Source organism: Streptomyces sp. NBC_00872, from assembly GCF_045161915.1.
GTDB lineage: Bacteria > Actinomycetota > Actinomycetes > Streptomycetales > Streptomycetaceae > Streptomyces.
This window is the reverse complement of sequence record NZ_CP108806.1, coordinates 6,680,016-6,703,236: the sequence shown is the minus strand read 5'-3', so window position 1 is coordinate 6,703,236 and position 23,221 is coordinate 6,680,016. Positions and strand designations below refer to the sequence as shown.

18 protein-coding genes are annotated in these 23,221 nt (G+C 71.2%); 4 read left to right on the top strand and 14 right to left on the bottom strand.

Features of this window, described 5'->3' with window-relative positions; all coding sequences use genetic code 11:
* From pgeF to rsmH, 12 genes are all read right to left on the bottom strand, one after another.
* Positions 1-729, bottom strand: coding sequence for a peptidoglycan editing factor PgeF (gene pgeF, locus OG214_RS28625; RefSeq protein ID WP_363084864.1), 729 nt, complete (start codon positions 727-729; stop codon positions 1-3).
* Positions 726-1,934, bottom strand: coding sequence for a cell division protein FtsZ (gene ftsZ / locus OG214_RS28620; RefSeq protein ID WP_363084863.1), 1,209 nt, complete (start codon positions 1,932-1,934; stop codon positions 726-728). Before ftsZ ends, pgeF begins: the two co-directional genes overlap by 4 nt.
* Positions 1,935-2,210: 276 nt before the next feature.
* Positions 2,211-3,002, bottom strand: a complete 792-nt coding sequence (locus tag OG214_RS28615) for a cell division protein FtsQ/DivIB (RefSeq protein ID WP_405986367.1) — start codon at positions 3,000-3,002, stop codon at positions 2,211-2,213.
* A gap of 14 nt (positions 3,003-3,016) precedes the next feature.
* The gene (gene murG / locus OG214_RS28610) at positions 3,017-4,111 is read right to left on the bottom strand and encodes an undecaprenyldiphospho-muramoylpentapeptide beta-N-acetylglucosaminyltransferase (protein ID WP_363084861.1); all 1,095 of its coding nucleotides are present in this window, start codon (positions 4,109-4,111) and stop codon (positions 3,017-3,019) included.
* Positions 4,112-4,117: 6 nt separating this feature from the next.
* Entirely contained in the window at positions 4,118-5,470 is a 1,353-nt protein-coding gene (ftsW, locus tag OG214_RS28605) for a putative lipid II flippase FtsW (RefSeq protein WP_405987641.1), read from the bottom strand.
* A 464-nt stretch (positions 5,471-5,934) separates the two neighbouring features.
* Complete coding sequence (gene murD / locus OG214_RS28600) at positions 5,935-7,344, bottom strand: UDP-N-acetylmuramoyl-L-alanine--D-glutamate ligase (protein WP_383040009.1); 1,410 nt, start codon at positions 7,342-7,344, stop codon at positions 5,935-5,937.
* Positions 7,341-8,411, bottom strand: a complete 1,071-nt coding sequence (mraY, locus tag OG214_RS28595) for a phospho-N-acetylmuramoyl-pentapeptide-transferase (RefSeq protein ID WP_363083383.1) — start codon at positions 8,409-8,411, stop codon at positions 7,341-7,343. The genes murD and mraY overlap by 4 nt, the downstream gene beginning before the upstream one ends.
* Positions 8,408-9,838 (bottom strand): UDP-N-acetylmuramoyl-tripeptide--D-alanyl-D-alanine ligase, encoded by a 1,431-nt coding sequence (gene murF / locus OG214_RS28590; RefSeq protein ID WP_363083384.1) that lies wholly within the window; start codon positions 9,836-9,838, stop codon positions 8,408-8,410. Before murF ends, mraY begins: the two co-directional genes overlap by 4 nt.
* A gap of 4 nt (positions 9,839-9,842) precedes the next feature.
* Positions 9,843-11,510, bottom strand: coding sequence for a UDP-N-acetylmuramoyl-L-alanyl-D-glutamate--2,6-diaminopimelate ligase (locus OG214_RS28585; RefSeq protein WP_405986366.1), 1,668 nt, complete (start codon positions 11,508-11,510; stop codon positions 9,843-9,845).
* 167 nt (positions 11,511-11,677) lie between these two features.
* Complete coding sequence (locus OG214_RS28580) at positions 11,678-13,702, bottom strand: penicillin-binding transpeptidase domain-containing protein (protein ID WP_363083386.1); 2,025 nt, start codon at positions 13,700-13,702, stop codon at positions 11,678-11,680.
* A gap of 4 nt (positions 13,703-13,706) precedes the next feature.
* Entirely contained in the window at positions 13,707-14,357 is a 651-nt protein-coding gene (locus tag OG214_RS28575) for a septum formation initiator family protein (protein WP_363083387.1), read from the bottom strand.
* Positions 14,354-15,310, bottom strand: a complete 957-nt coding sequence (rsmH, locus tag OG214_RS28570; protein WP_405986365.1) for a 16S rRNA (cytosine(1402)-N(4))-methyltransferase RsmH — start codon at positions 15,308-15,310, stop codon at positions 14,354-14,356. Before rsmH ends, OG214_RS28575 begins: the two co-directional genes overlap by 4 nt.
* 421 nt (positions 15,311-15,731) lie before the next feature.
* Between rsmH and OG214_RS28565 the strand changes: the two genes are divergently transcribed.
* The 4 genes from OG214_RS28565 (at position 15,732) to OG214_RS28550 (ending at position 21,390) form a co-directional block, all read left to right on the top strand.
* Positions 15,732-16,358, top strand: a complete 627-nt coding sequence (locus OG214_RS28565) for a beta-class carbonic anhydrase (RefSeq protein ID WP_383040025.1) — start codon at positions 15,732-15,734, stop codon at positions 16,356-16,358.
* A gap of 222 nt (positions 16,359-16,580) precedes the next feature.
* Positions 16,581-17,639: a MoxR family ATPase gene (locus tag OG214_RS28560; RefSeq protein ID WP_363083390.1), complete on the top strand. Its 1,059-nt coding sequence runs from the start codon at positions 16,581-16,583 to the stop codon at positions 17,637-17,639.
* A complete protein-coding gene (locus OG214_RS28555; RefSeq protein WP_363083391.1) occupies positions 17,639-18,994 on the top strand; it encodes a DUF58 domain-containing protein in 1,356 nt (451 codons plus the stop codon). The genes OG214_RS28560 and OG214_RS28555 overlap by 1 nt, the downstream gene beginning before the upstream one ends.
* The gene (locus tag OG214_RS28550; protein WP_405986364.1) at positions 18,991-21,390 is read left to right on the top strand and encodes a DUF3488 and DUF4129 domain-containing transglutaminase family protein; all 2,400 of its coding nucleotides are present in this window, start codon (positions 18,991-18,993) and stop codon (positions 21,388-21,390) included. Before OG214_RS28555 ends, OG214_RS28550 begins: the two co-directional genes overlap by 4 nt.
* Before the next feature lie 173 nt (positions 21,391-21,563).
* Here the strand turns inward: OG214_RS28550 and OG214_RS28545 are convergent, their stop codons facing one another.
* Together OG214_RS28545 and OG214_RS28540 are read right to left on the bottom strand one after the other, a co-directional pair.
* Entirely contained in the window at positions 21,564-21,962 is a 399-nt protein-coding gene (locus OG214_RS28545; RefSeq protein ID WP_365902360.1) for a DUF3040 domain-containing protein, read from the bottom strand.
* A gap of 421 nt (positions 21,963-22,383) precedes the next feature.
* Positions 22,384-23,169, bottom strand: a complete 786-nt coding sequence (locus OG214_RS28540; protein WP_383040033.1) for a methyltransferase — start codon at positions 23,167-23,169, stop codon at positions 22,384-22,386.
* Between the last annotated feature and the right edge of the window lie 52 nt (positions 23,170-23,221).

Here is a 23,221-nt window from a genome sequence, read left to right as displayed (position 1 = left end):
TCAGTCCAGCCAGACATATCCGGCGAGCCGCCCGGTCGTGCGGTCGCGGCGGTACGAGTAATGGTCGTCCGACTCCAGTGTGCAGGCCGCGGAGCGCTGCCGGTCCGTGACCCCCAGGGCCGCGAGCTGCGCGTGCACCCCGGCGACGACATCGACGGCCGGGGTGGACCAGCTCGTCTCGGACCAGGCCTCCGGTACCGCGGCGGCCACCTCGTCCCGCATCGCCGCCGGGACTTCGTAGCAGCGTCCGCAGACGGCGGGGCCGGTACGGGCGGTGATCCTGGAGGGTTCGGCGCCGAGCGCGATCATCGCCTCGACGGCGGCGGGGACGACCCCGGCGACCATACCGGGACGTCCCGCGTGGGCGGCGGCGACGATCCCGGCGGCCGGGTCGGCCAGCAGTACGGGAACGCAGTCCGCGGTGAGTACGGCGAGTGCCAGTCCGCGCCGCACGGTGACGAGCGCGTCGACGGCGGGGATCTCCCCGCTCGTCCACGGTCCTTCGACGACGGCCACATCGCGGCCGTGCACCTGGTTCATCCAGACGACCCGCGCGGGGTCGAGCGCCAGCGACTTCGCGGCGAGTTCGCGATTGGTCCGCACGGACCCGGGGTCGTCACCGACCGCACCGCCGAGATTGAGCCGCTCATACGGAGCGGCGCTCACCCCGCCCCACCGGTCGGTGAAGGCGAAGTGCGCGCCGCTCAGTGTCTCGTGCTGCCGTATCACTTCAAGAAGTCCGGAACGTCCAGCTCTTCGGCCTGGCTGTCCTGCTGGTACGGACGGGCCGGGGGAACGTGCGGCGGGTGCACCGGCGAGAGGGGCTTCTCGTTGGCCACCGGGGCGGGGTCGTGCTTGGCCTGGCGGTCCTCGCGCGGCGGCACGGTGCCGAGTCCGCTCGTGGACCGGCCGCTGTCCGCGCGGGACGGGGCCGGCTCGTCGCGCTTGCCCGAGGCGCCGAGCACGGTCTCGCGCCGGGCCGGGGGCTGTCCGCCGTCGAAGCCGGCCGCGATGACGGTGACCCGTACCTCGTCGCCGAGGGCGTCGTCGATGACGGCGCCGAAGATGATGTTGGCCTCGGGGTGGGCCGCCTCGCTCACCAGCTGGGCCGCCTCGTTGATCTCGAAGAGACCGAGGTCCGAGCCGCCGGAGATGGAGAGCAGGACACCGCGGGCGCCGTCGATGGACGCTTCGAGGAGCGGCGAGGAGATCGCCATCTCCGCGGCGGCCACCGCGCGGTCGTCGCCGCGGGCCGAGCCGATACCCATGAGCGCCGAGCCCGCCTCGGACATCACGGACTTGACGTCGGCGAAGTCGAGGTTGATCAGACCGGGCGTGGTGATGAGGTCGGTGATGCCCTGGACACCGGAGAGCAGGACCTGGTCGGCCGACTTGAACGCGTCGAGCACACTGACCTGGCGGTCCGAGATGGAGAGCAGCCGGTCGTTGGGGATGACGATGAGGGTGTCGACCTCTTCGCGGAGTTCGGCGATGCCGTCCTCCGCCTGGTTCGCCCGTCGCCGGCCCTCGAAGGTGAACGGGCGGGTGACCACACCGATCGTGAGAGCCCCGAGCGAGCGGGCGATGTTGGCCACGACGGGCGCGCCGCCGGTGCCGGTGCCGCCGCCCTCCCCGGCGGTGACGAAGACCATGTCGGCCCCCTTGAGGACCTCCTCGATCTCCTCACGGTGGTCCTCCGCCGCCTTGCGGCCGACGGCCGGGTTGGCTCCGGCCCCGAGACCTCGGGTGAGTTCCCTGCCGACGTCGAGCTTGACGTCGGCGTCGCTCATCAACAGGGCTTGCGCGTCGGTGTTGATCGCGATGAACTCGACACCCTTGAGGCCGACCTCGATCATTCGGTTGATGGCATTGACACCACCGCCGCCGACACCGATGACCTTGATGACTGCGAGGTAGTTCTGCGGTGCTGCCACGTCGAAGGCCTCTCGCCTCGAGTTACGTGTCGCCGCTCCGCCGATGTGGCGCCGCGACGACTGATGCCGATGGGACGGTCCGAAACGCCGACCCAAACCCTGATGTTGAAGTTCAGGGTTACCAGTGTGTCCGCTTCTTGGACTCTTCCGAACAGGACACTAAGTCGACAAGTGGCGCACGTTCAACGAACACGCCGAACCTCCCGTTTTTCTTTTCACCCTATGTGATCACCCATAGCGCTGACCAACCAGGGTGCTGGCCAGCGCATATGTCCGTCAACTCCCGGACGCGGCAGGCGCGGTGGGAGCACTTACATCGAAGTACGCGGCCTTGGGGGCCGCTTTCATCAGAGCGGTGAGCGCACGCGCCTTGGCCGCGCCGTCCTCGGCGCTTCCCCACATCACCGTACGGCCGCCGGTCAGCTCCAAGGAGATCGAGTCGTACGAACGGACCCTGATCCTCCTGGTGTCCCCGGCCACTTTCCGGGGGAGTTCACTTCTGGCGCGTACCGCTTCGAGGATCAGCCGGTCGGTTCCGAAGCGCCGGGGGGCCGCTGTCCGGTCCACCGTCAATTCAAGGCGGGGGACGCCGGCGGGCGCCTTCTCCACCTCGGCGAAACGTACGCCGCCTCCGTCCACTTCGATGAACTTTGCGCCCTTTTCGATAAGCAGGACGGGCTTTCGTTCGATCACTTTCAGACTGATTCCATGGGGCCAGGAACGAGCCACCTCGACCGAGTCGATACGCGGCAGCTTCCGCCGGAGCCTGGCCTCGATCCCGTCCGTGTCCACGGAGATCAGCGGAGCCCCGACCGGTACGGCCGCGGCGGCCTTCACCTGCGCGCGGGTCAGCACCCCGGTACCCGATGCGGTCACCCGCTCGACCCTCAGCCAGTTCGAGCCGTACAGCGCCCAGGTGCCGCCCGCGAGCAGCACGCTCGCCATGATCAGTACGATCATCAGCCGCCGGCCCGGCCGCCGGAAGCGGCGGGCCGCCGACTCCCCGGGAGGGCGGCCGGACTTCGAACGCGGTCGTGCGCCGCGCTCGGCGGTCGTCGGTCCGGCCACTCTCCCCTGCCTCCCTACGCCTGACGGCGTGCGGCGATCGCCTCGTACACCATGCCGACCAGCAGATCATCGGCGTCCCTGCGGCCGAACTCGGCGGCCGCGCGGGACATCTCGTACAACCGGTGCGGATCGGAGAGCACCGGAAGGACCTGGCTCTGCACCCACTCGGGAGTCAGTTCGGCGTCGTCGACCAGCAGGCCGCCGCCGGCCTTCACCACCGGCTGGGCGTTGAGCCGCTGTTCGCCGTTGCCGATCGGCAACGGGACATAAGCGGCGGGCAGCCCGACGGCGGAGAGTTCGGCGACGGTCATCGCGCCCGCGCGGCAGAGCATCATGTCGGCCGCGGCGTACGCGAGATCCATCCGGTCCACATACGGTACCGGGATATAGGGCGGCATTCCGGGCATGTTGTCCACGCGCGGCATTTCATTCTTGGGACCGACCGCGTGCAGGATCTGGATACCGGAGCGCTGGAGCACCGGAGCGATCTGCTGGATCACCTCGTTGAGCCGGCGTGCGCCCTGCGAGCCGCCGGAGACCAGCAGCGTCGGCAGATTGGGGTCGAGCCCGAAGGCGGCGCGCGCCTCGGGACGCACCCGCGCCCGGTCGAGGGTGGCGATCGTACGGCGCAGCGGGATACCGATGTACCGGGCGCCCCGCAGCTTGCTGTCCGGTGTGGAGACGGCCACCCCGGCCGCGTACCGCGAACCGATCTTGTTGGCCAGCCCCGGCCTGGCGTTGGCCTCATGGACGATGATCGGCACTCCGAGCCGCTTCGCCGCGAGATAGCCGGGCAGGGCGACATAGCCGCCGAAGCCCACCACGCAGTCGGCCTTGGTGCGCTCCAGGATCTGCTCGGCCGCCTTGATGGTGCCGCGCAGCCGCCCGGGGACGGTGATCAGCTCCGGTGTGGGCCTGCGCGGCAGCGGTACGGCGGGGATCAGCCCCAGCTCGTAGCCGCGTTCGGGGACGAGCCTGGTCTCCAGTCCGCGCTCCGTGCCGAGGGCCGTGATCCCCACGGTGGGGTCCTGCCTCCGCAGGGCGTCCGCGAGGGCGAGCGCGGGCTCGATGTGGCCGGCGGTCCCCCCACCGGCGAGTACGACATGCACCGAAATTCACCGCTCTCCGGACGGACGCTTCTTGACGCGCCGTCTCATCGTCTTCCATCTCACCCCGGGCCGCCGCATGGCCAGGGCCGCCTTCGCGGCGGGATCCTCCCGCGCGAACGCGATCAGCAGCCCGACGGCGAACATGGTCGGCAGCAGGGCCGACCCTCCGTAGGAGAACAGCGGGAGCGGGACTCCGGCGATCGGCAGCAGACCGAGCACCGCACCGATGTTGACCACGGCCTGCGCCGCGATCCAGGTGGTCACACCTCCCGCGGCATACCTCACGAAGGGATCCTCCGTGCGTCCGGCCACGCGGATACCCGCATAGCCTAGAGCCGCGAAGAGGGCGAGTACCGACAGCGTCCCCGCCAGCCCCAGTTCCTCCCCGGTGATGGCGAAAATGAAGTCGGTGTGCGGTTCGGGCAGTTGGCCCCACTTTTCCACACTCGCGCCGAGGCCGGATCCGAACCATCCTCCGGAGGCGAGGGCGTAGATTCCGTGGACCGCCTGCCAGCACTCGCCCTCCGGGCCGAGATCGGTCGCGCCGATGCACGCGAACCGGGAGAGCCGGTTCTCGCTGGTCTTGATCAGCACGAAGCCGACCAGGCCCGCGATGGCGAGCACCCCGGCGAAGAGCCTGGTGGGGGCGCCCGCGAGCCAGAGCAGACCGAAGAGGATGGCGGTCAGGATGATCGCCGTACCCATGTCGCCGCCGAGCATGATCAGTCCGAGCAGCATGAACGCCACGGGCACGAGCGGCACCAGCAGATGCTTCCACTGGGACAGCAGTCTCTTGTCCTGTTTGCGGGCGAGCAGATCGGCGCCCCACAGGATCAGCGCGAGCTTGGCGAACTCGCTGGGCTGGAGCTGGAACGGGCCGCCCAGATAGATCCAGTTCTGGTTGCCCTTGACGGACCGCCCTATCCCGGGGACCTGCACGAGCACCATCAGGAAGACGGCGCCGACCAGCAGCGGATAGGACAGCGCCCGGTGGAGCTTGCCCGGCATCCGGGAGGCGAGCAGGAGCAGTCCGGTGCCGAGGACCACCGCGAGGAACTGCTTGCGGAAGAAGTAGGTGGACGGCAGCGAGAGCTGGAGCGCGTAGATCATCGACGCGGAGTACACCATCACCAGACCGAGCAGGGTGATCAGCAGACCGCTGCCGAGGATCAGGTAGTACGCGGTCAGCGGCCGGTCCCAGGCGCGGCGTGCCCGCTCGTACAGCCGTCTGGGCCCGCCGCCCCGGGGCGGGCGGGGGGCGCCCGTCCTGGCGCTCGCACGGCGCGCGGAGGGCGGACGGCGGACGGCGGCTCCCACCGCCCTGCCGCGCAGCGCGAGACCCTGTCCGAGCCCGGCCAGGGGCCCTGGACGGGCCGCTGCGGGGCTCCGGGCGGTGTGGCCGACGGGCGGGCCCGCGAGCACGGGCCCGCCCGTCAGACCCCAGCGGTGGAGCGCGGGACGCGGCCCCGGGGGCCGTCCCGACGGCCGCGGCGGACCGGACCTGCCTGCTGCGGGGGTCCGGTGGCGCGCGTCATGGGACGGGACACCGTCCCCGGGGCCGCCGTATCCGCCGTCGCCGTACCTTCCGTACCCGGACGGTCCCTGGCCCGCGGCGGGATACGGTCCGCCGCCGGGGCCTGGGCCCTCCCGGCGGCGCGGGTCCGTGAAGATCCGCCGGACGGGCCTTCGGTCCGCGGTGTCGTCGGCCGGCATCGTCGCTGTCCCCTCCAGTCGTGCCTGGCGCGGCTGCCGGGGATCCGGGGCCCGCGGGGTCACCACGGGTGTCGCGGCCCCGGGACGGCCCGGCACGAGGGCCGGGCCGGTCAGGCGTGCTCGGCGGCGAGTGCGTGTACCGCGTCCGCGAACGCCTCGCCTCGCTTGTTGTAGTTGGCGAACATGTCCATCGAGGCGCAGGCCGGGGCCATCAGTACCGTGTCCCCCGGCTGTGCGAGCCGTGCCGCTTCGCGGACCGCCGCCGACATCGCCCCAGTGTCGGTCCGGTCGAGGTCCACGACCGGGACTTCGGGGGCGTGTCGCGCGAGGGCTTCCCCGATCAGCGCGCGGTCGGCGCCGATCAGGACGACCCCGCGCAGCCGCTTCGCCGACGCCGTGACGAGTTCGTCGAAGGTCGCGCCCTTGGCGAGACCTCCGGCGATCCAGACGATCGGGTCGTACGCCGCCAGGGAGGCCTCGGCGGCATGGGTGTTGGTGGCCTTGGAGTCGTCGACGTAGGTGATTCCGGCGACCTCCGCGACATGTTCGATCCGGTGCGGATCGGGGCGGAAGGAGCGCAGTCCGTCGCGTACGGCGGCCGGCCCGACACCGAAGGCGCGGGCCAGGGCCGCCGCGGCGAGCGCGTTGGCGATGTTGTGCGGCGCCGGCGGCTGGACATCGGAGACCTGGGCCAGCTCCTGGGCGCGCTCCCGGCGGTTCTCGACAAAGGCGCGGTCGACCAGGATGCCGTCCACGACGCCCAGTTGGGAGGGCCCGGGGGTGCCGAGCGTGAAGCCGATCGCCCGGCAGCCCTCCTCGACATCGGCCGCCCGCACCAGTTCCTCGGTGGCGGGGTCGGCCGCGTTGTAGACACAGGCGACGGTATTGCCCTCGTAGATACGGCCCTTGTCGGTGGCGTACGCCTCCATCGAGCCGTGCCAGTCGAGATGGTCGGGCGCGAGATTGAGCACCGCCGCGGAGTGGGCGCGCAGACTCGGCGCCCAGTGGAGCTGGTAGCTGGACAGTTCGACGGCGAGGACGTCGTACGTCTCCTCGCCGGTGACGGCGTCCAGCAGCGAGACCCCGATGTTGCCGACGGCCGCGGTGCGCAGCCCCGCCGCCGCCAGGATCGAGGCGAGCATCCTGACGGTCGTGGTCTTGCCGTTGGTGCCGGTGACCGCGAGCCAGGGGGCGGCCCCCGGACCGCGCAGCCGCCAGGCCAGCTCGACATCGCCCCAGATCTCCACACCGGCCGCGGCGGCGGCCGTGAAGAGGGGTTTGTCCGGCCGCCAGCCGGGGGCGGTGACGATCAGCTCGGTGGCCTCGGGCAGGGTCGCCCCGTCGCCGAGACGCACCGTGATCCCGAGCTTCTCCAGCTCGGCCGCCTGGGCGCGGGCGCCCTCGTCGTCCCCGTCGTTGACGACGGTGACCTCGGCGCCGAGTCCGCGCAGGACCCGGGCCGCCGGGACCCCGGAGATCCCGAGACCCGCGACGGTGACCCGCTTGCCGTGCCAGTTCACTTCTCGGCCGCCCAGCCCGCGTAGAAGAGCCCCAGACCCACGATCACACACATGCCCTGGATGATCCAGAACCGGACCACCACAAGGACTTCGGACCACCCCTTGAGTTCGAAGTGGTGCTGGAGTGGCGCCATCCGGAAGACCCGCTTGCCGGTCATCTTGAAGGAGCCGACCTGGATGACCACGGACATCGTGATCATCACGAACAGACCGCCGAGGAGGGCGATCAGGAACTCCGTACGGGAGCAGATCGCGAGACCCGCGAGCGCGCCGCCGAGCGCGAGCGAACCGGTGTCACCCATGAAGATCTTGGCGGGTGAGGTGTTCCACCACAGGAAGCCGAAGCACGAGCCCATCAGGGCGGAGGCGACGACCGCGAGATCGAGCGGATCCCGTACCTCGAAACAGGCGTTGGGATTGGTCAGGGTGATCGCGTTGGCACAGGACTCCTGGAACTGCCAGAGCCCGATGAAGGTGTACGCGCCGAAGACCATCACCGAGGCGCCGGTGGCCAGACCGTCCAGACCGTCGGTGAGATTCACACCGTTGGACATCGCGAGAATCATGAAGAGCGCCCAGACCACGAACAGCACCGGGCCGATCGACCAGCCGAAGTCCATGATGAACGACAGCCTGGTGGAGGCGGGGGTGTTGCCGCGGTAGTCGGCGAACTGGAGCGACAGCACCGCGAAGGCGATACCGACGATCAGCTGGCCCGCCATCTTCGCCTTGGCCCGCAGACCCAGCGAACGCTGTTTCACGATCTTGATGTAGTCGTCCAGGAACCCCACGAGCCCCATACCGGCCATCAGGAAGAGGACCAGCACACCGGAGAACGTCGGATCCTCGCCGGTGATCACCTTCGCCAGGGCGTAGGCGATCAGGGTGGCGATGATGAAGGAGATACCGCCCATGGTGGGCGTGCCCTTCTTGCTGCCATGCGTACGCGGGCCGTCGTCCCGGATGAACTGCCCGTATCCCTTGCGGGCCAGGAGCTTGATCAGCAGCGGTGTGCCGATCAGGGTCAGGAAGAGCCCGATGGCTCCCGCGAAGAGGATCTGCCTCATCGGCCGGCGACCTCGCCCTCGCTGGCGCTTTCGAGCAGTGCCAGGGCGACCCGTTCAAGACCGGCCGACCTGGAAGCCTTCACCAGCACGACGTCTCCCGGACGCAGCTCACTGCGCAACAGGTCGACCGCCGCCCGCGCGTCGGACACGTGCACCGACTCCTCACCCCACGAACCCTCGTTGTAAGCGCCCAATTGCAGCCAGGACGCTTCCCTGCCCCCGACTGCCACGAGCTTGCTGACGTTGAGCCGGACGGCGAGCCGTCCGACCGCGTCGTGCTCGGCGAGCGAGTCGTCCCCCAGCTCGGCCATCGGGCCGAGCACCGCCCACGTACGGCCCCCCGCGGCCCGTGAGGCACCGCCCATGGCGACCAGCGCACGGAGCGCCGCTCTCATGGATTCGGGATTCGCGTTGTAGGCGTCGTTGACGATCGTCACGCCGTCCGCGCGCTCGGTGACCTCCATACGCCAGCGGGAGAGGGTTCCCGCCTCGGAGAGCGCCACGGCGATCTCGTCGACGGACATGCCCAACTCATGGGCGACGGCGGCCGCGGCGAGCGCGTTCGACACGTGGTGCTCACCGTACAGCCGCAGTGTCACGTCCCTGCACCCGGAGGGTGTTCGAAGCAGGAAAGTGGGCTGTCCGGTCCCGGTGAGACGGACGTTCTCTGCCCGTACGTCTGCTTCGCCCGCCTCTCCGAACAGCAGGACGCGGGCCTTGGTGCGCGATGTCATGGCGCGTACGAGCGGATCGTCGGCGTTGAGCACGGCCACGCCGCCCTCGGCCGCGGACGGGAGGGACTCCACCATCTCGCCCTTGGCCTCGGCGATCCGCTCACGGCCGCCGAACTCCCCGATGTGGGCGGTGCCGACGTTCAGTACGAGGCCGATCCTGGGTGGCACGAGCCCGGTGAGATAGCGGATGTCACCGACGTATCTGGCGCCCATTTCGAGAACGAGGTAGCGGGTGTCCTCGACGGCCCGCAGAGCCGTCACCGGGAGACCGATCTCGTTGTTGAGATTGCCTTCGGGCCAGACGGTGGGCCCGAGGCGGCTCAGAAGCTGTGCGATCAGATCCTTGGTGCTGGTCTTGCCGGCCGAGCCGGTGAGGGCGACGGTGGTGGCGCCGAGGCGTTCGACGACGGCGCGGGCGAGGGCGCCGAGGGCCTGGACGACATCGTCGACGACCACGGCGGGCACACCGACGGGGCGGGTGGCCAGGACGGCCACCGCGCCCGCCGCGACGGCGCGCTCCGCGTAGTCGTGACCGTCGACGCGCTCGCCGGCGAAGGCGGCGAAGAGGCTGCCGGGCTCCACCGCGCGGGAGTCGTACACGACGGATCCGGTGACCCGGACGGACCGGTCCGGTATGTCGTGCGGCTGCCCGCCGACGATGGCGGCGATCTCGGCGAGGGAGAGGGCGATCACTGGGTCATCCCTGACTGTTGTTCTCGTGGCGGTGCTCATGGCGCTGCTCTTGGCGTGGCTCGCCGCGGTGGTCATGGCCGGGCTCCTGCCCCGGCTCGTGCCGCAGGGAGCTCTCGATGGCCTCGCGCAGGACCTGGCGGTCGTCGAAGGCGCGTACCACTCCGGCGATGTCCTGGCCCTGCTCATGGCCCTTGCCCGCGACCAGTACGGTGTCGTCGGCGCGCGCGCGGGAGACCACGGCGGTGATCGCGGAGGCACGGTCGGCGTCGACCAGCACATCGCCCCGCTCATGGACCGGTACCTCGGCGGCGCCCGCCAGCATCGCGGCGAGGATCGCGAGCGGGTCCTCCGAGCGGGGGTTGTCCGAGGTCAGTACGGCGGTGTCGGCGAGCCGGGCGGCGGCCGCTCCCATGGGCCCGCGTTTGCTCTCGTCGCGGTCGCCGCCGCAGCCGAGGACGATATGCACCTTGCCCTTGGTGACCTTGCGCAGGGAGCGCAGGACCGATTCGACGGCGTCCGTCTTGTGGGCGTAGTCGACGACGGCGAGATAGGGCTGGCCCGCGTCCACCCGCTCCAGCCGGCCCGGCACCCCGGGCACCGCGGCGATGCCGTCGGCGGCGGTGTGCGGGTCGATCCCGGCGACGGCCAGGGTGACCACCGCGGCCAGGGTGTTGGCGACGTTGAACGGTCCTGGCAGCGGCGCCTCGGCCCGGACGCGCTCGCCCCTGGGGCCGACCGCGGTGAAGGTGGAGCCGTGCGAGCCGACCACGACGTCCTCGGCGTGCCAGTCGGCGTCCGGATGGCCCTCGGCGGAGAAGGTGGTGACGGGGACGGCCGCCTCGACCGCGAGCCTGCGGCCGTAGGCGTCGTCGAAGTTCACGACACCGGCCCTGCTGCGCTCCGGGGTGAACAGCCGTGCCTTCGCCTGGAAGTAGTCCTCCATCCCGGAGTGGAACTCCATGTGCTCCGGGCTGAGGTTGTTGAAGACGGCGACGTCGAAGACACAGCCGTCGACCCGGCCGAGCACCAGGGCGTGGCTGGAGACCTCCATGGCGACGGAGTCGACACCGCGCTCGCGCATGACGGCGAAGAGCGCCTGGAGGTCGGTGGCCTCCGGGGTGGTGCGCTCCGACTTGATGCGCTCGTCGCCGATCCGCATCTCCACGGTGCCGATCAGACCCGTACGACGGCCCGCGCCGCGCAGTCCGCCCTCGACGAGATACGCCGTGGTGGTCTTGCCCGAGGTGCCGGTGATACCGATCTGGAGCAGATCGGGGCCGGGGTGTCCGTAGATCTCGGCGGCGAGTTCCCCCATGCTGCCGCGTGGGTCGGGGACGACCAGGACGGGCAGTCCGGTGGCCCTGGCGCGCTCGGCGCCGGCCGGATCGGTGAGGATGACGGAGGCCCCGAGGTCGGCGGCCTGGGCGGCGAAGTCGGCGCCGTGGAAGCGGGCGCCGGGCAGGGCGGCGTACACGTCTCCCGGGCGTACCGCGCGCGAGTCATGGGTGATGCCGGTCGCCTCCCCGCGGGCCGCGGACCTGCCGGGGCCCGCTTCCGCCGCCGGCCGCGCCACCTCCCCCGGGCCCGGTGCCTCGGCTCCCAGCCGGGCCGCCAGCTCCGCGAGGGAGGTCGGGCGGACCCGTTCCGGGCGGGGCGTCCCCGGCTGATTCACAGGGGCGTCCTCAGGGGTGGTTCGGTGGTACTGATCAGCTTGTGGCACGGCGGTGAGCGTACCGGGCTCCGCGGGCCGCGGGCCAAGTGAGGGGGGCTCCTGCGCGGCGCGTTCCGGGTGGTTCCCCGAATCGGGGGTGATCGTTGTCACTGGCGCTTTCCCTGGGGTCACTCGCCGGGTTTGAAGGTCACCGGCAGCCTGGCTGGGTTACTGCCGGTCGGTTCGACCTGCAGGGTCTTGAGAGCGAACTCCATGACCTTTTTGTAGATGGGTCCACAGATCTGGCCGCCGAAGTAGCTGCCCTTGGTCGGGTTCTGGATGGCGCAGTAGACCGTGATCTGCGGATCGTCGGCGGGCGCGAAGCCCGCGAAGGATGCGGTGTAGCCCTTGTAGCGGCCCAGGTCGGGGTCGACCCGGTTGGCCGTACCGGTCTTGCCGGCGACGCGGTAGCCGGGGATACGGGCCTTGGTGCCCGTGCCCTCCTCGTTGCCGACGACCGACTCCAGCATGGTGGCGACCGTCTTCGCGGTCTTCTCGCTGACCACGCGGGTCTTCTTGGGCGCGGGCGCGGGGGTGAAGCGTCCGTCGGGTCCTGTCGTACCGCGGATGAGCGTGGGTTCGATCCTCACACCGCCGTTGGCGATGGTCGAGTAGACCGAGGCGGCCTGCATGGCGTTGAGCGAGAGGCCCTGGCCGAAGGGGATCGTGTACTGCTGCGAGGTGGACCAGTCCTCGGGTTTGGCGAGGATGCCCTGGGTCTCGCCCGGGTAGTCCAGGCCGGTGGGCCGGCCGATGCCGAACTTGGTCAGATACGAGTGGAGGACCTTGTTGGCCTCGGGCTGCGTTTTGCCGAGCTGGCCGGTCGCCAGGATGGTGCCGATGTTGGAGGACTTGGCGAGGACGCCGTTGAGCGTCAGATACCAGGTCGGGTGGTCGATGTCGTCCTTGAAGAGCCGGTCGCCGCGGTGCAGCCGGTTGGGGACGACGACATGGGTGCTCGGGGTGGCGGCCTTCTCCTCCAGTACGGCGGCCATGGACATGACCTTGCTGGTGGAGCCGGGCTCGTACACGTCCTGGAGGGCCGCGTTGCCCATGGCGGCGGTGTCGGCCTGGGAGAGGTCGTTGGGGTCGAAGCCGGGGGCGTTGGCCATGGCGAGGACCTCACCGGTCCTGGTGTTCTGGACCATCACATAGCCGCGGTCCGCCTTGGAGGTGCGGACCTGCTCCGAGATGGCCTGCTGGGCCGCCCACTGGATGTCCCGGTCGATGGTCAGCTCGATGTCGGAGCCGGGCACCGCCGGCTTCTCCCGGGAGCTCGCGGTGGGCACACGGCGGCCGCCGGACTGGGCGTAGGTGACCTCGCCGTCCTCGCCCGCGAGCTCCTTGTCGAGCATGGACTCGACACCGCCCGCGCCATGGCCCGCGGCGTTGACATACCCCAGTATCCCGGCGGCGAGATCACCGTTGGGGTACACCCGCTTGCTGCTGGCCTCCTGGAAGACACCGGCCAGCACACTGACGCCGGTGCCACCCGCGCCGCCCGTCGTGCCGTCGTCCTCGGCCGCCGCCTGCTCGCCGGCCTCCTGCTCCTTGCTCGCCTTCTGGGCGAGGACGCTCTTGAGGTCCTTGATCTGGTTCCAGACCTGGGGGGTCTGGCGGTGGGCCAGGACGGCGTAGCGGGACTTGGGGGTCCTGAGCTTCTTCACCAGGGTGCCGGTCTCGGCGCCGAGGATCGGGGCGAGCAGCGCCGCCGCCTTCTCGGGGGCGTCGGAGATCTTGCTGAACTCGCGGGTGAACATATACGGGTCGGCGGTGATGTCGTACGCGTCGACGCTGGTGGCGAGCGCGATCCCGGAGCGGTCGGTGATCTCGCCGCGCTCCGCGTCGATCTTGTGGCTGAGATAGCGGCTCTTCTCCGCCTTGGCGGCGTAGGCGCTCGCGTCGACAGCCTGTACCTGGAGCAGCCGGACGACGAACACCAGCATGATCAGGGTCAGGGCGAGGCTGACCAGACGCAGCCGGGGGCGGGGGCTGCCCAGCCGGATCCGCTGCGGCGCGGGGGCTCCGGCGCGTGGCCGGCGGGCGGGAGGCCGCCCGGCAGGCCGGTTCCGGTCCGCGCCGCCCGGCCGCGCGGGACTGCCCGGACGCGCGGGGCCGGGCAGCCGGCGGCGCGGTGGTTCCTTGGAGGACACTGGGTCACCTGCCGGAGGTCGTCGGGGCCGGAGTTCCGGGGGCCGGCGCGGGAGCCTGCCGCACCCCCGCGGAGACGTACGGAGACACCTGGGGCACCGGTACGGGCGCCCCGGCCGTGGCAGGCGCCGTGGCCGAGGGCAGGACCGGTGCGGGCGGGGCGGGGACCGGGGGGACGGCCGGAGCCGGGGCGGAGGGGACGACGGACGTCGGCGCGGGGACCACCGGCGGTACCTGCTCCATCGCGGACGGCTGCACGGAGAGCGGTACCGGCTCCGCCGGACCCAGTACGTCGCTCCCGCCGGGGACTCCCCGGACCGTGCCGTCGGGATTGAGGAAGGCGGGGCTGCCGCCGGGCACCATGCCCAGCTCGCGGGCCCGCCGCTCCAGCGCGTACGGCGCGGAGTAGGCGTCCACGTCCTTCTGCAGGGCCTGCTGTTCGTCGGTGAGGTCGGTGGTCCGCTTCTTGAGTTCGCTCAGCCGGAACGAACCCTCGTTGAGGGCGGAGTTCAGCAGCAGCAGGGTGATCAGTCCGCCGCCGAGGAGCAGCACGACCAGCAGGACGAAGGGGGTGCGGGCCGCCGAACTGGATCCGGCGGGCATGAGCTGGGCGAGCCGGGCCGCCCGCCCCTTCAGTTGCTTGGCCGGTCCGCTCACAGAACGTCCTCCCGGATCCGCTGCGCCCCCCGCAGCCGGGCCGGAGCGGCCCGGCGGTTCTCGGCGACCTCTTCCTCCGTGGGGAGTTCGGCGCCGCGGGTGAGCAGTTTCAGTCGGGGCTGGTAGCGCTCGGGGACGACGGGCAGTCCCGGCGGCGCGGTGGTGGCGGCGCCTGCGGCGAGGACCTGCTTGACGAGGCGGTCCTCCAGCGAGTGGTAGGAGAGGACGGCGATCCGGCCGCCGACGGCGAGGCTTCCCACGGCCGCCGGGATCGCCCGCTCCAGGACGGCGAGCTCTCCGTTGACCTCGATACGCAGGGCCTGGAAGGTGCGTTTGGCGGGGTTGCCGCCGGTGCGTTTGGCCGCCTGGGGCAGGGCGTCACGGATCAGTTCGACCAGCCGGGCGCTGTGGGTGAAGGGTTCCTTCTCCCGTTCCCTGACGACCGCGGAGACGATTCGCTTGGCCTGCTTCTCCTCGCCGTAGGCGCGCAGGATCCGCACCAGTTCACCGGGCGGATAGGTGTTGAGGACCTCGGCGGCGCTGACTCCCGCCGTCTGGTCCATCCGCATGTCGAGCGGGGAGTCCTGGGCGTAGGCGAAGCCGCGGTCCGCCTCGTCGAGCTGCATCGAGGAGACACCGAGGTCGAAGAGGACACCCTGGACGCGGGGGGTGCCCAGCTCGCCGAGCACCTCGGGCAGTTCGTCGTAGACGGCGTGTACGAGCGTCGCGCGGTCCGCGTACGGGGCGAGCCGCTCACCGGAGAGCCGCAGGGCCTCCTGGTCGCGGTCGAGGGCGATCAGCCGTACGGCGGGGAAGGCGCTGAGCAGCGCCTCGCTGTGGCCGCCGAGGCCGAGGGTGCAGTCCACGACGACCGCGCCGGGTTCCGTGAGCGCGGGCGCCAGCAGATCGAGGCACCGCTGGAGCATCACCGGGACATGCCGGACCTGGTTCATACCCGCTCCTCGCGGGGGCCGCCGGTGGTCCCCGGCCGGTGTTCCGCGGGCGCGCGGCCTTCCGTGACTCGCTCGCTGCGCTCGCTCATGCGCCCTCTCAGGTCCGGCGCGACGGTACGTACCGCCGGGTCCCCGCCCGCTCAGAAGGGGAGATGGTCCGCCGGCGCCGGAAAGGGCGTCGGCCGACCGTCGAGCGGGAGGAGGCCGAGCCGCACGTACGCCGCACTCGCGGGGAATTCGGAATGTGTCCGGGACGTGCCCGGGAACTTCCGCCACTTTAGTCCACCGGCACTCGGGGTTTCCGGTCAAGCGGGCGGTCAGCGCGTCGCCGGGGTGACCCTCCACAAGACCATAAACGCCGCATTCCGCCCGTTCGGTTCCACTGCACTCACCCTTGTGGGGTAGGTCACACCACGCCGAGTTGACGTTCTTTGTCCCTTCTCACCCCGGGCCTTACCGGCGCCGGACCATTACCGTCATAGGTATGTCGACTTCCGCACATCTCCCCGCAGAGCCCGCCGCGGCTCCCGCCGGTGCGGCACGCACCGGAGGAACGGTCACCGACCGTCTCGTAGACGCGAACCACCGCTACGCCGCCGGGTTCGACGACCCGGGGATGGACGCGCGGCCCGTACTCCGGGTCGCCGTGGTCGCCTGCATGGACGCCAGGCTCGACCTGCACGGCGCCCTCGGACTCGCCCTGGGCGACTGCCACACCATCCGCAACGCGGGCGGCGTGGTCACCGACGACGTCATCCGCTCCCTCACCATCAGCCAGCGCGCGCTCGGCACCCGCAGCGTGGTGCTGATCCACCACACCGGCTGCGGTCTGGAGAGCCTGACCGAGGACTTCCGTCATGAACTGGAGATGGAGGTGGGCCAGCGGCCGTCCTGGGCCGTGGAGGCGTTCCGCGATGTCGACCAGGACGTACGGCAGTCGATGCGACGCGTCAGGACGTCACCCTTCCTGCCGTACACCGACGACATAAGGGGCTTCGTCTTCGACGTGAAGTCGGGCCTGCTGAGGGAGATCGACCCGGTCGTCTGAGCACCACCGGGACCGGCGGGTGCGCTCCACCGAAACCAGATAGACGGCAAATCTGACATATCCCTCCGACTTATCCACAGGCGAGTGACACGAAGCGGTAACGGCAACAAGAATGCGTCTGTGACAGCGTTCCGGAACTTTCCGGGGACGGTGTCCGTGTTTCGGGGTGGGCCGGGCCGTCCGATGAGCATCGGCCCGTGTAAAAGGGCCGAGGAGGGCCGGGTGACGACCTATGACGATCGAGCGAGCCTCACTGATCTGACCACCACAGCGGAGCGTGTCCGCGCATCGGTGGAGGGTGTGATCGAGGGCAAGCCTGAGGTCGTACGGCTTTCGCTGACCGTGCTCCTCGCCGAGGGACATCTTCTGATCGAGGATGTCCCCGGCGTGGGCAAGACCATGCTGGCCAAAGCGCTGGCGCGCTCCATCGACTGTTCGGTGCGGCGTATCCAGTTCACTCCCGATCTGCTGCCGTCGGACATCACCGGGGTGTCCATATACGACCAGCAGCGGCAGGACTTCGAGTTCAAGCCGGGCGCGATCTTCGCCCAGATCGTGATCGGCGACGAGATCAACCGCGCCTCGCCCAAGACCCAGTCGGCGCTGCTGGAGTCGATGGAGGAGCGTCAGGTCACCATCGACGGGCAGAGCTATGAACTGCCCAGCCCCTTCATGGTGGTGGCCACGCAGAACCCGGTGGAGATGGAGGGCACGTATCCACTGCCCGAGGCACAGCGCGACCGTTTCATGGCCCGGGTGTCGATCGGATATCCCAGCCCCGAGGCCGAGTTGCAGATGCTGGACGTGCACGGCGGGATCTCCCCGCTGGACGATCTCCAGCCGGTGGCCCACGCCCATGACATCGTGAAGCTGATCGACGCGGTGCGTACGGTCCATGTCGCCGATTCCGTACGGCGGTACGCGGTGGAGCTGGTCGGGGCGACGCGTAATCACGCGGATCTCAGACTCGGCGCCTCGCCGCGCGCCACGCTCCATCTTCTGCGCGCGGCCAAGGCCGCCGCCGCGCTGAGCGGGCGGGAGTACGCCCTGCCGGACGATGTCCAGGCGCTGGCGGTCGCGGTGCTCGCGCACCGGCTGCTGCCCACGGCCCAGGCGCAGTTGAACCGCCGTACCGCCGAGCAGGTCGTGCTGGAGATCCTCCAGCGCGTCCCCGTGCCCACAGCGGACGGCGGGCGTGTCCAGGGCCACCAGACGCCGGGCGGTCCCGGCGGACCGGCCGGGCCGCTCTACGGCCGGCAGGCCGGCGTACGGCGGCTGTGATGGCGTCCGGGGGGCCGGCCGGGGTGGAAGGCGAGGACAAGGGCGGGCTGCGGCCCGCGCTGTCCGGACTGACCACGCGTGGCCGGTCGTTCCTCGCCGCCGGGGTCGCGGCGGTTGTCTGCGCCTTCGTCCTGGGTCAGTCGAATCTGCTCCAGGTGGGTTTTCTGCTCACCGTGCTGCCACTGATCTGTGTGGCGGTCCTCTACCGCACGCGTTACCGGGTGGCGGGCAGCCGGCGGCTCTCGCCGGCCCGGGTCCCCGCCGGTTCCGAGGCCCGGGTGCATCTGCGGATGGACAATGTCACGCGGCTGCCCACCGGACTGCTGATGCTCCAGGACCATGTGCCGTATGTCCTGGGCCCGCGGCCCCGGTTCGTGCTCGACCGGGTCGAGCCGGGCGGCCGGCGTGAGGTGTCGTACCGGGTCCGTTCCGATCTGCGCGGACGGTATCCGCTCGGGCCCCTCCAGCTACGGCTGAGCGATCCCTTCGGTATGTGCGAACTGACCCGCTCGTTCAGCGCGTTCGACACCCTGACCGTCGTCCCGCGCACCGAGGCGCTGCCGCCGGTGCGGCTCGCGGGCGAGTCACCGGCGTACGGCGACGGACGGCAGCGCTCCCAGGCGCTGGCCGGCGAGGACGACGTGATTCCGCGCGGCTACCGGCACGGTGACGATCTGCGCCGGGTGCACTGGCGCTCCACCGCGCGGTACGGCGAGCTGATGGTGCGCCGCGAGGAGCAGCCGCAGCGCGCGCGATGCACCGTGCTGCTGGACACCAGACGGGGCGCCTATCACGGCGCGGGTCCCGACTCGGCCTTCGAGTGGGCGGTGTCGGGCGCGGCCTCCGCACTGGTCCATATGCTGGAACGCGGCTTCGCGGTAAGGCTGTTGACGGACACGGGCAGCTCGGTGCCGGGCGAGGGCGCCGACGGCTACGCCGGGGCGACCCAGGGGGCGGCCGACTCGGCCGGACTGCTGATGGACACCCTCGCGGTCGTCGACCACTCCGACGGTCCCGGGCTCTCCGGTGCGTATGAGGTGCTGCGCGGCGGTGAGGGGCTGCTGGTGGCCTTCCTCGGTGATCTGGACGAGGAACAGACCGCGGTGGTGGCCCGGATGCGGCAGCGCAGCGGTGTCGCCGTCGCCTTTGTGCTCGACAGCACCGGCTGGGCCCAGGGCATGGCCCCGGACCACCGTGTCGAGGAGCGGCTGCGGCAGCTCCGCGAAGCGGGGTGGACGGCCCTGCTGGTGCCGCCGGGCGCGGCGCTGCCCGAGCTGTGGCGGCAGGCCGCGCGACAGCGCTCCGAATCGGCCGTCACGGGCGGTCCGACAGGCTCCACCGGAGGATGGTCATGAGCGGTAGCACACGACTGGCGCTCTGTTCCTTCGCCGCCACGCTGATGGCGGCGGGCGCCCTGGTGCCGCTGGTCCAGCCGGCCACCTGGCTGCTGCACGCCGCGATCATGGTGGCGGTGCTGGGCGCGGTGGGCGCGCTGGCCCGGCGGGTGCCGCTGGCCCGGACGCTGACCGTGGCGCTCCAGGCCGTCGCCGCCCTGCTGATGCTCACGGTGGTCTTCGCGGCGGACCGGGCACTGCTCGGTGTCCTGCCGACACCTGGGGTCTTCCAGGAGTTCGGGCAGCTTCTGACGGCGGGCGGCGAGGACGTCGGGCGGTACGCCATACCGGCTCCGGCCACCGACGGCATCCGGCTGATGCTGGTGGGCGGCGTCCTGGTGATCGGGCTCGCGGTGGACGCCCTCGCGGTGACGTTCCGCAGCGCGGCCCCGGCCGGGCTGCCCCTGCTCGCGCTCTACTCGGTCGCCGCGGGGCTCTCCGGCGGTGAAGGGGGCTCCCTGTGGTTCCTGCTCGCCGCCGCCGGTTATCTGCTGCTGCTTCTGGCCGAGGGCCGGGACCGGCTGTCCCAGTGGGGCCGGGTGTTCGGCGGTGCGGCGCGCTCGCAGGGCCGGTTCGCGGCCGGTCTGGAGGCGGCGGGCCGCGCGCCCGCCCCGGTCCGTACCGGCCGCAGGATCGGGGCGGTGGCGCTGGGCATAGCGCTGGTGGTCCCGGCGGCCCTGCCCACGCTGGACGGCGGGCTGCTGGCGGGCGCGGGCCAGGGGAACGGCTCGGGACTGGGCGGCGGGGGCACCATCTCCGCGGTGAACCCGCTGGTCTCGCTCCAGGACAATCTGAACCAGCCCGAGGACCGCGAGGCGCTGCGCTACAAGACGAACGCGCCGAACACCCAGAACATGTATCTGCGGATCATGGCGCTGGACAGGTTCGACGGGACGTCCTGGAGGTTCTCGCAGCGCAGGGTCGAGGACGTGCCCGACCGGCTGCCCGGACCCCCGGGGCTGAACCGGGGCGTGAGCACGACCGAGATCACGACCAGTATCACGACCGCCGGGTGGTACCGGCAGAACTATCTTCCGATGCCCTATCCCGCGACCAGGGTGGACATCGACGGCCGGTGGCGCTTCGAGCCCGAGGGGCGGACGCTGGTGGGCGACCGCGGGCAGTCGACCCGCGGCGCCCGGTACGAGGTGGGCAGCCTCCAGGTGAACCCGACCCGGGAGCAGCTCGCCGGCGCGCCCGAGGCGCCGGAATCCCTGCGCCGCGAGTACACCCAGGTCCCGGCGGTCCTGCCGGACATCGTCAAGGAGACCGCCCTCGGTGTCACCGAGGGCGCTGCGAACAACTACGAGAAGGCCGTCAGGCTCCAGGACTGGTTCGCGCTGGACGGCGGCTTCACCTATGACACCCAGGTGGACTCAGGCACCGGCGCCGCGGCGATCACCCGCTTCCTGGAGAACAAGGAAGGCTTCTGCGTCCACTTCTCGTTCACGATGGCCGCCATGGCCCGCACCCTGGGCATACCGGCGCGGGTGGCGGTGGGCTTCACTCCGGGCTCCCCGCAGTCGGACGGCAGCATGTCGGTCGGGCTGCGGGACGCGCACGCCTGGCCCGAGCTGTATTTCGAAGGGGTCGGATGGACCCGTTTCGAGCCGACCCCGAGCCGGGGCAGCGCTCCTGACTACACCCGTCCGGACACCCCGGCGGGCAGCGAGAGCGACCCGGCCCGGCCCGAGGCCAGCGCCTCCGCCGCGCCGTCCGTGGCGCCGTCCGCCTCGGAGAGCTGCCAGGAGCAGGCGACGCCGGCGCCCGAGTGCGCCACGATCGCGCCCGGCGCGGCCCCGACGGCCACCGGCGGGGGGATCCCGTGGAGGCTCGGGCTGCTGATCGGTCTGGCGGTACTGCTGGTGGTGGGACTGCCTCTGCTGCCGATGCTGTGGCGCAGCGAGATACGGGCCCGGCGGCTGGGCTCCCGAGGGCGTACGGAAGCCGACGCCGTGGCACGGACACTCGCGGTGTGGCGGGAAATAACCGATACGGCCTGGGACCACGGCATCCCGCCGGACGAGTCACAAACCCCGCGGAAGACCGCGGCCCGGCTGGTGCGGCTGGGCAAGCTGGAGGGCCCGGCGGCCGAGGCGGCGCACCGCGTGGCCGATTCGGTGGAGCAGGTGCTCTACGCGCCACGGCCACGGCCCGGGACGGGGCTCGCGGAGGACGCCCGGCTGATCCATGAGGGGCTCCGGGCTCCGGTGAGCCGCTGGACCCGGCTACGGGCACTGCTGGCGCCGCGCTCGTCCGTACGAGTGGTCTGGGCCGCCTCGGAGCGCCGCAGGGCGTTCACGGCCGGTCTGCGGACACGCCGCGCGGATACCGCCGGTACGGGCCCGGTCGGCTGAGGCCCTTCCGTAGCACGGCCGACACGCTCAGCCACACCGTCTGTTTCCCCGGCCCCGTGCGGGGCCGGGGAAAGGCGCGGACCTGGACACCGGTGACCGGGCACGGCTGAGGGGCGGACGCTTTCCGCGTCCGCCCCTCAGTCGTACGGCCAAGCCTGAGAACCTTCAGGGACTCACTGGCCCTGTTCGTCACGGCGGCGCTGCCACCGCTGCTCGATCCGGTTCATCATCGAGCGACGCTGTCTGGGTTGTTGTTGTCGGGCGGCCGGGCCTGCGCCCGCCGCCGGTTGCTCACCTGGTTTGGGCGCCTTGCGCCACCCGGTGACCGCCAGGACCGCACAGCCCAGCATGACGAGGAACCCCACCACGCTGATCCAGATCTGCTGGGCGACCATTCCGGCCATGAGGAGCGCGATACCCACCAGGAAGCCGGCTACTGCCTGGTAGACCCGTCGCCGGGTGTACGTACGCAGCCCGCTTCCCTCAAGCGCTGTCGCGAACTTGGGATCTTCGGCGTACAGCGCTCGCTCCATTTGCTCGAGCATTCGCTGCTCGTGCTCCGAGAGCGGCACGGAGTCCTCCTAGTCGTCGGTCGCGGGGGGCGACCGGTATGCGGCTCCTTCAAGGATAGGCAGGGAATCGCCCCCGTGAAACCCGCCCTCAACGCCATTTCGCCATTCCGGGCCGCCATGTCGACTCGGCCGCTGAGGCGTTGATTCCCCAACCATCGATCCGTCATGCCGGAAGGTGTACCCCGATCATACGGCGCCAGACGTCCCATCGGGGGGCCTGTGGCGCACTCCATGCGCGGCTGCGCCCCTGATCAGCCGGGCGATCAGCGTCCGGAGGACGGTCCGGCCGGGCTCGGGGCAGGCCCGGGACCCTCCCAGAGGCCTCCGGAGGGCCTCCCGGAAGGCTCCGAAGAGGGTCCGGGGAGGGGGTTCCGGGGGCTTCCGGTCCGTGCTTCAGCCCGTATTCCAGGGGGACTTCGGATCAGTCCCGCTTCTCGCCCAGAACATGGAGCTGCGTGGCCACGGAGTGGAACGCGGGCAGCTCGGCGGCGGCGGCCTCCAGCTTCAGCAGGGCCTCCAGCGCCCCGGGCTGGGTGTCCACCAGACCGCCGGGGACCAGGTCCGCGAAGACCCGTACGCCATGAACGGCGCCGATCCGCAGACCGGCGGCCTCGACCAGCTCCGTGAGCTGCTCGGCGGTGAAGCGCCTGGGCACCGGGTCGCCCTCGCCCCAGCGCCCCGCCGGGTCGCCGAGCGCCCGACGGGCCTCGTTGAAATGCCCGGCGAGCGCCCTGGCCAGCACGGCGCCGCCCAGGCCCGCGGCGAGCAGACTGAGCGCGCCGGCCGGGCGGAGGGCGTCGACCGCGTTCCGTACGCCCTCGGCGGGATCGTCCACATACTCCAGAACGCCGTGACACAGCACCGCGTCGAAGCCACCGCGCCCGACCACGTCGAAGAGCCCGTGGATATCGCCCTGCACCCCGCGGACACGCTCGGCGACCCCCGCCTCGGCCGCCCGGCGCTCCAGCGCGAAGAGCGCGTTCGGGCTGGGGTCGACGACGGTCACCCGATGCCCCAGACGGGCGACGGGCACCGAGAAGCTGCCTGTGCCCCCTCCCGTGTCGAGCACGTCCAGGACGTCCGTCCCCGCCGCCTTGACCCGGTGGTCGAGCGCGTCCCTGAGGACCTCCCAGACCACGGCGGTACGGAGGGAGCCCCGGGAGCGCGATGGCGTCTCCCCACCGGCGACAGGGGAACGGTCCGACACGGCAGTTGACTCCTCGGCGCGGGGCCGCCCCGGACGGCGGGGCGTGGAACGG

Coding starts and splice junctions, on each gene's coding strand:
- mraY (WP_363083383.1), bottom strand. CDS start 8,411: ATGAGGCAGATCCTCTTCGCGGGAGCCATCGGGCTCTTCCTGACCCTG.
- rsmH (WP_405986365.1), bottom strand. CDS start 15,310: ATGAACCAGGTCCGGCATGTCCCGGTGATGCTCCAGCGGTGCCTCGAT.
- OG214_RS28555 (WP_363083391.1), top strand. CDS start 17,639: ATGGCGTCCGGGGGGCCGGCCGGGGTGGAAGGCGAGGACAAGGGCGGG.
- OG214_RS28550 (WP_405986364.1), top strand. CDS start 18,991: ATGAGCGGTAGCACACGACTGGCGCTCTGTTCCTTCGCCGCCACGCTG.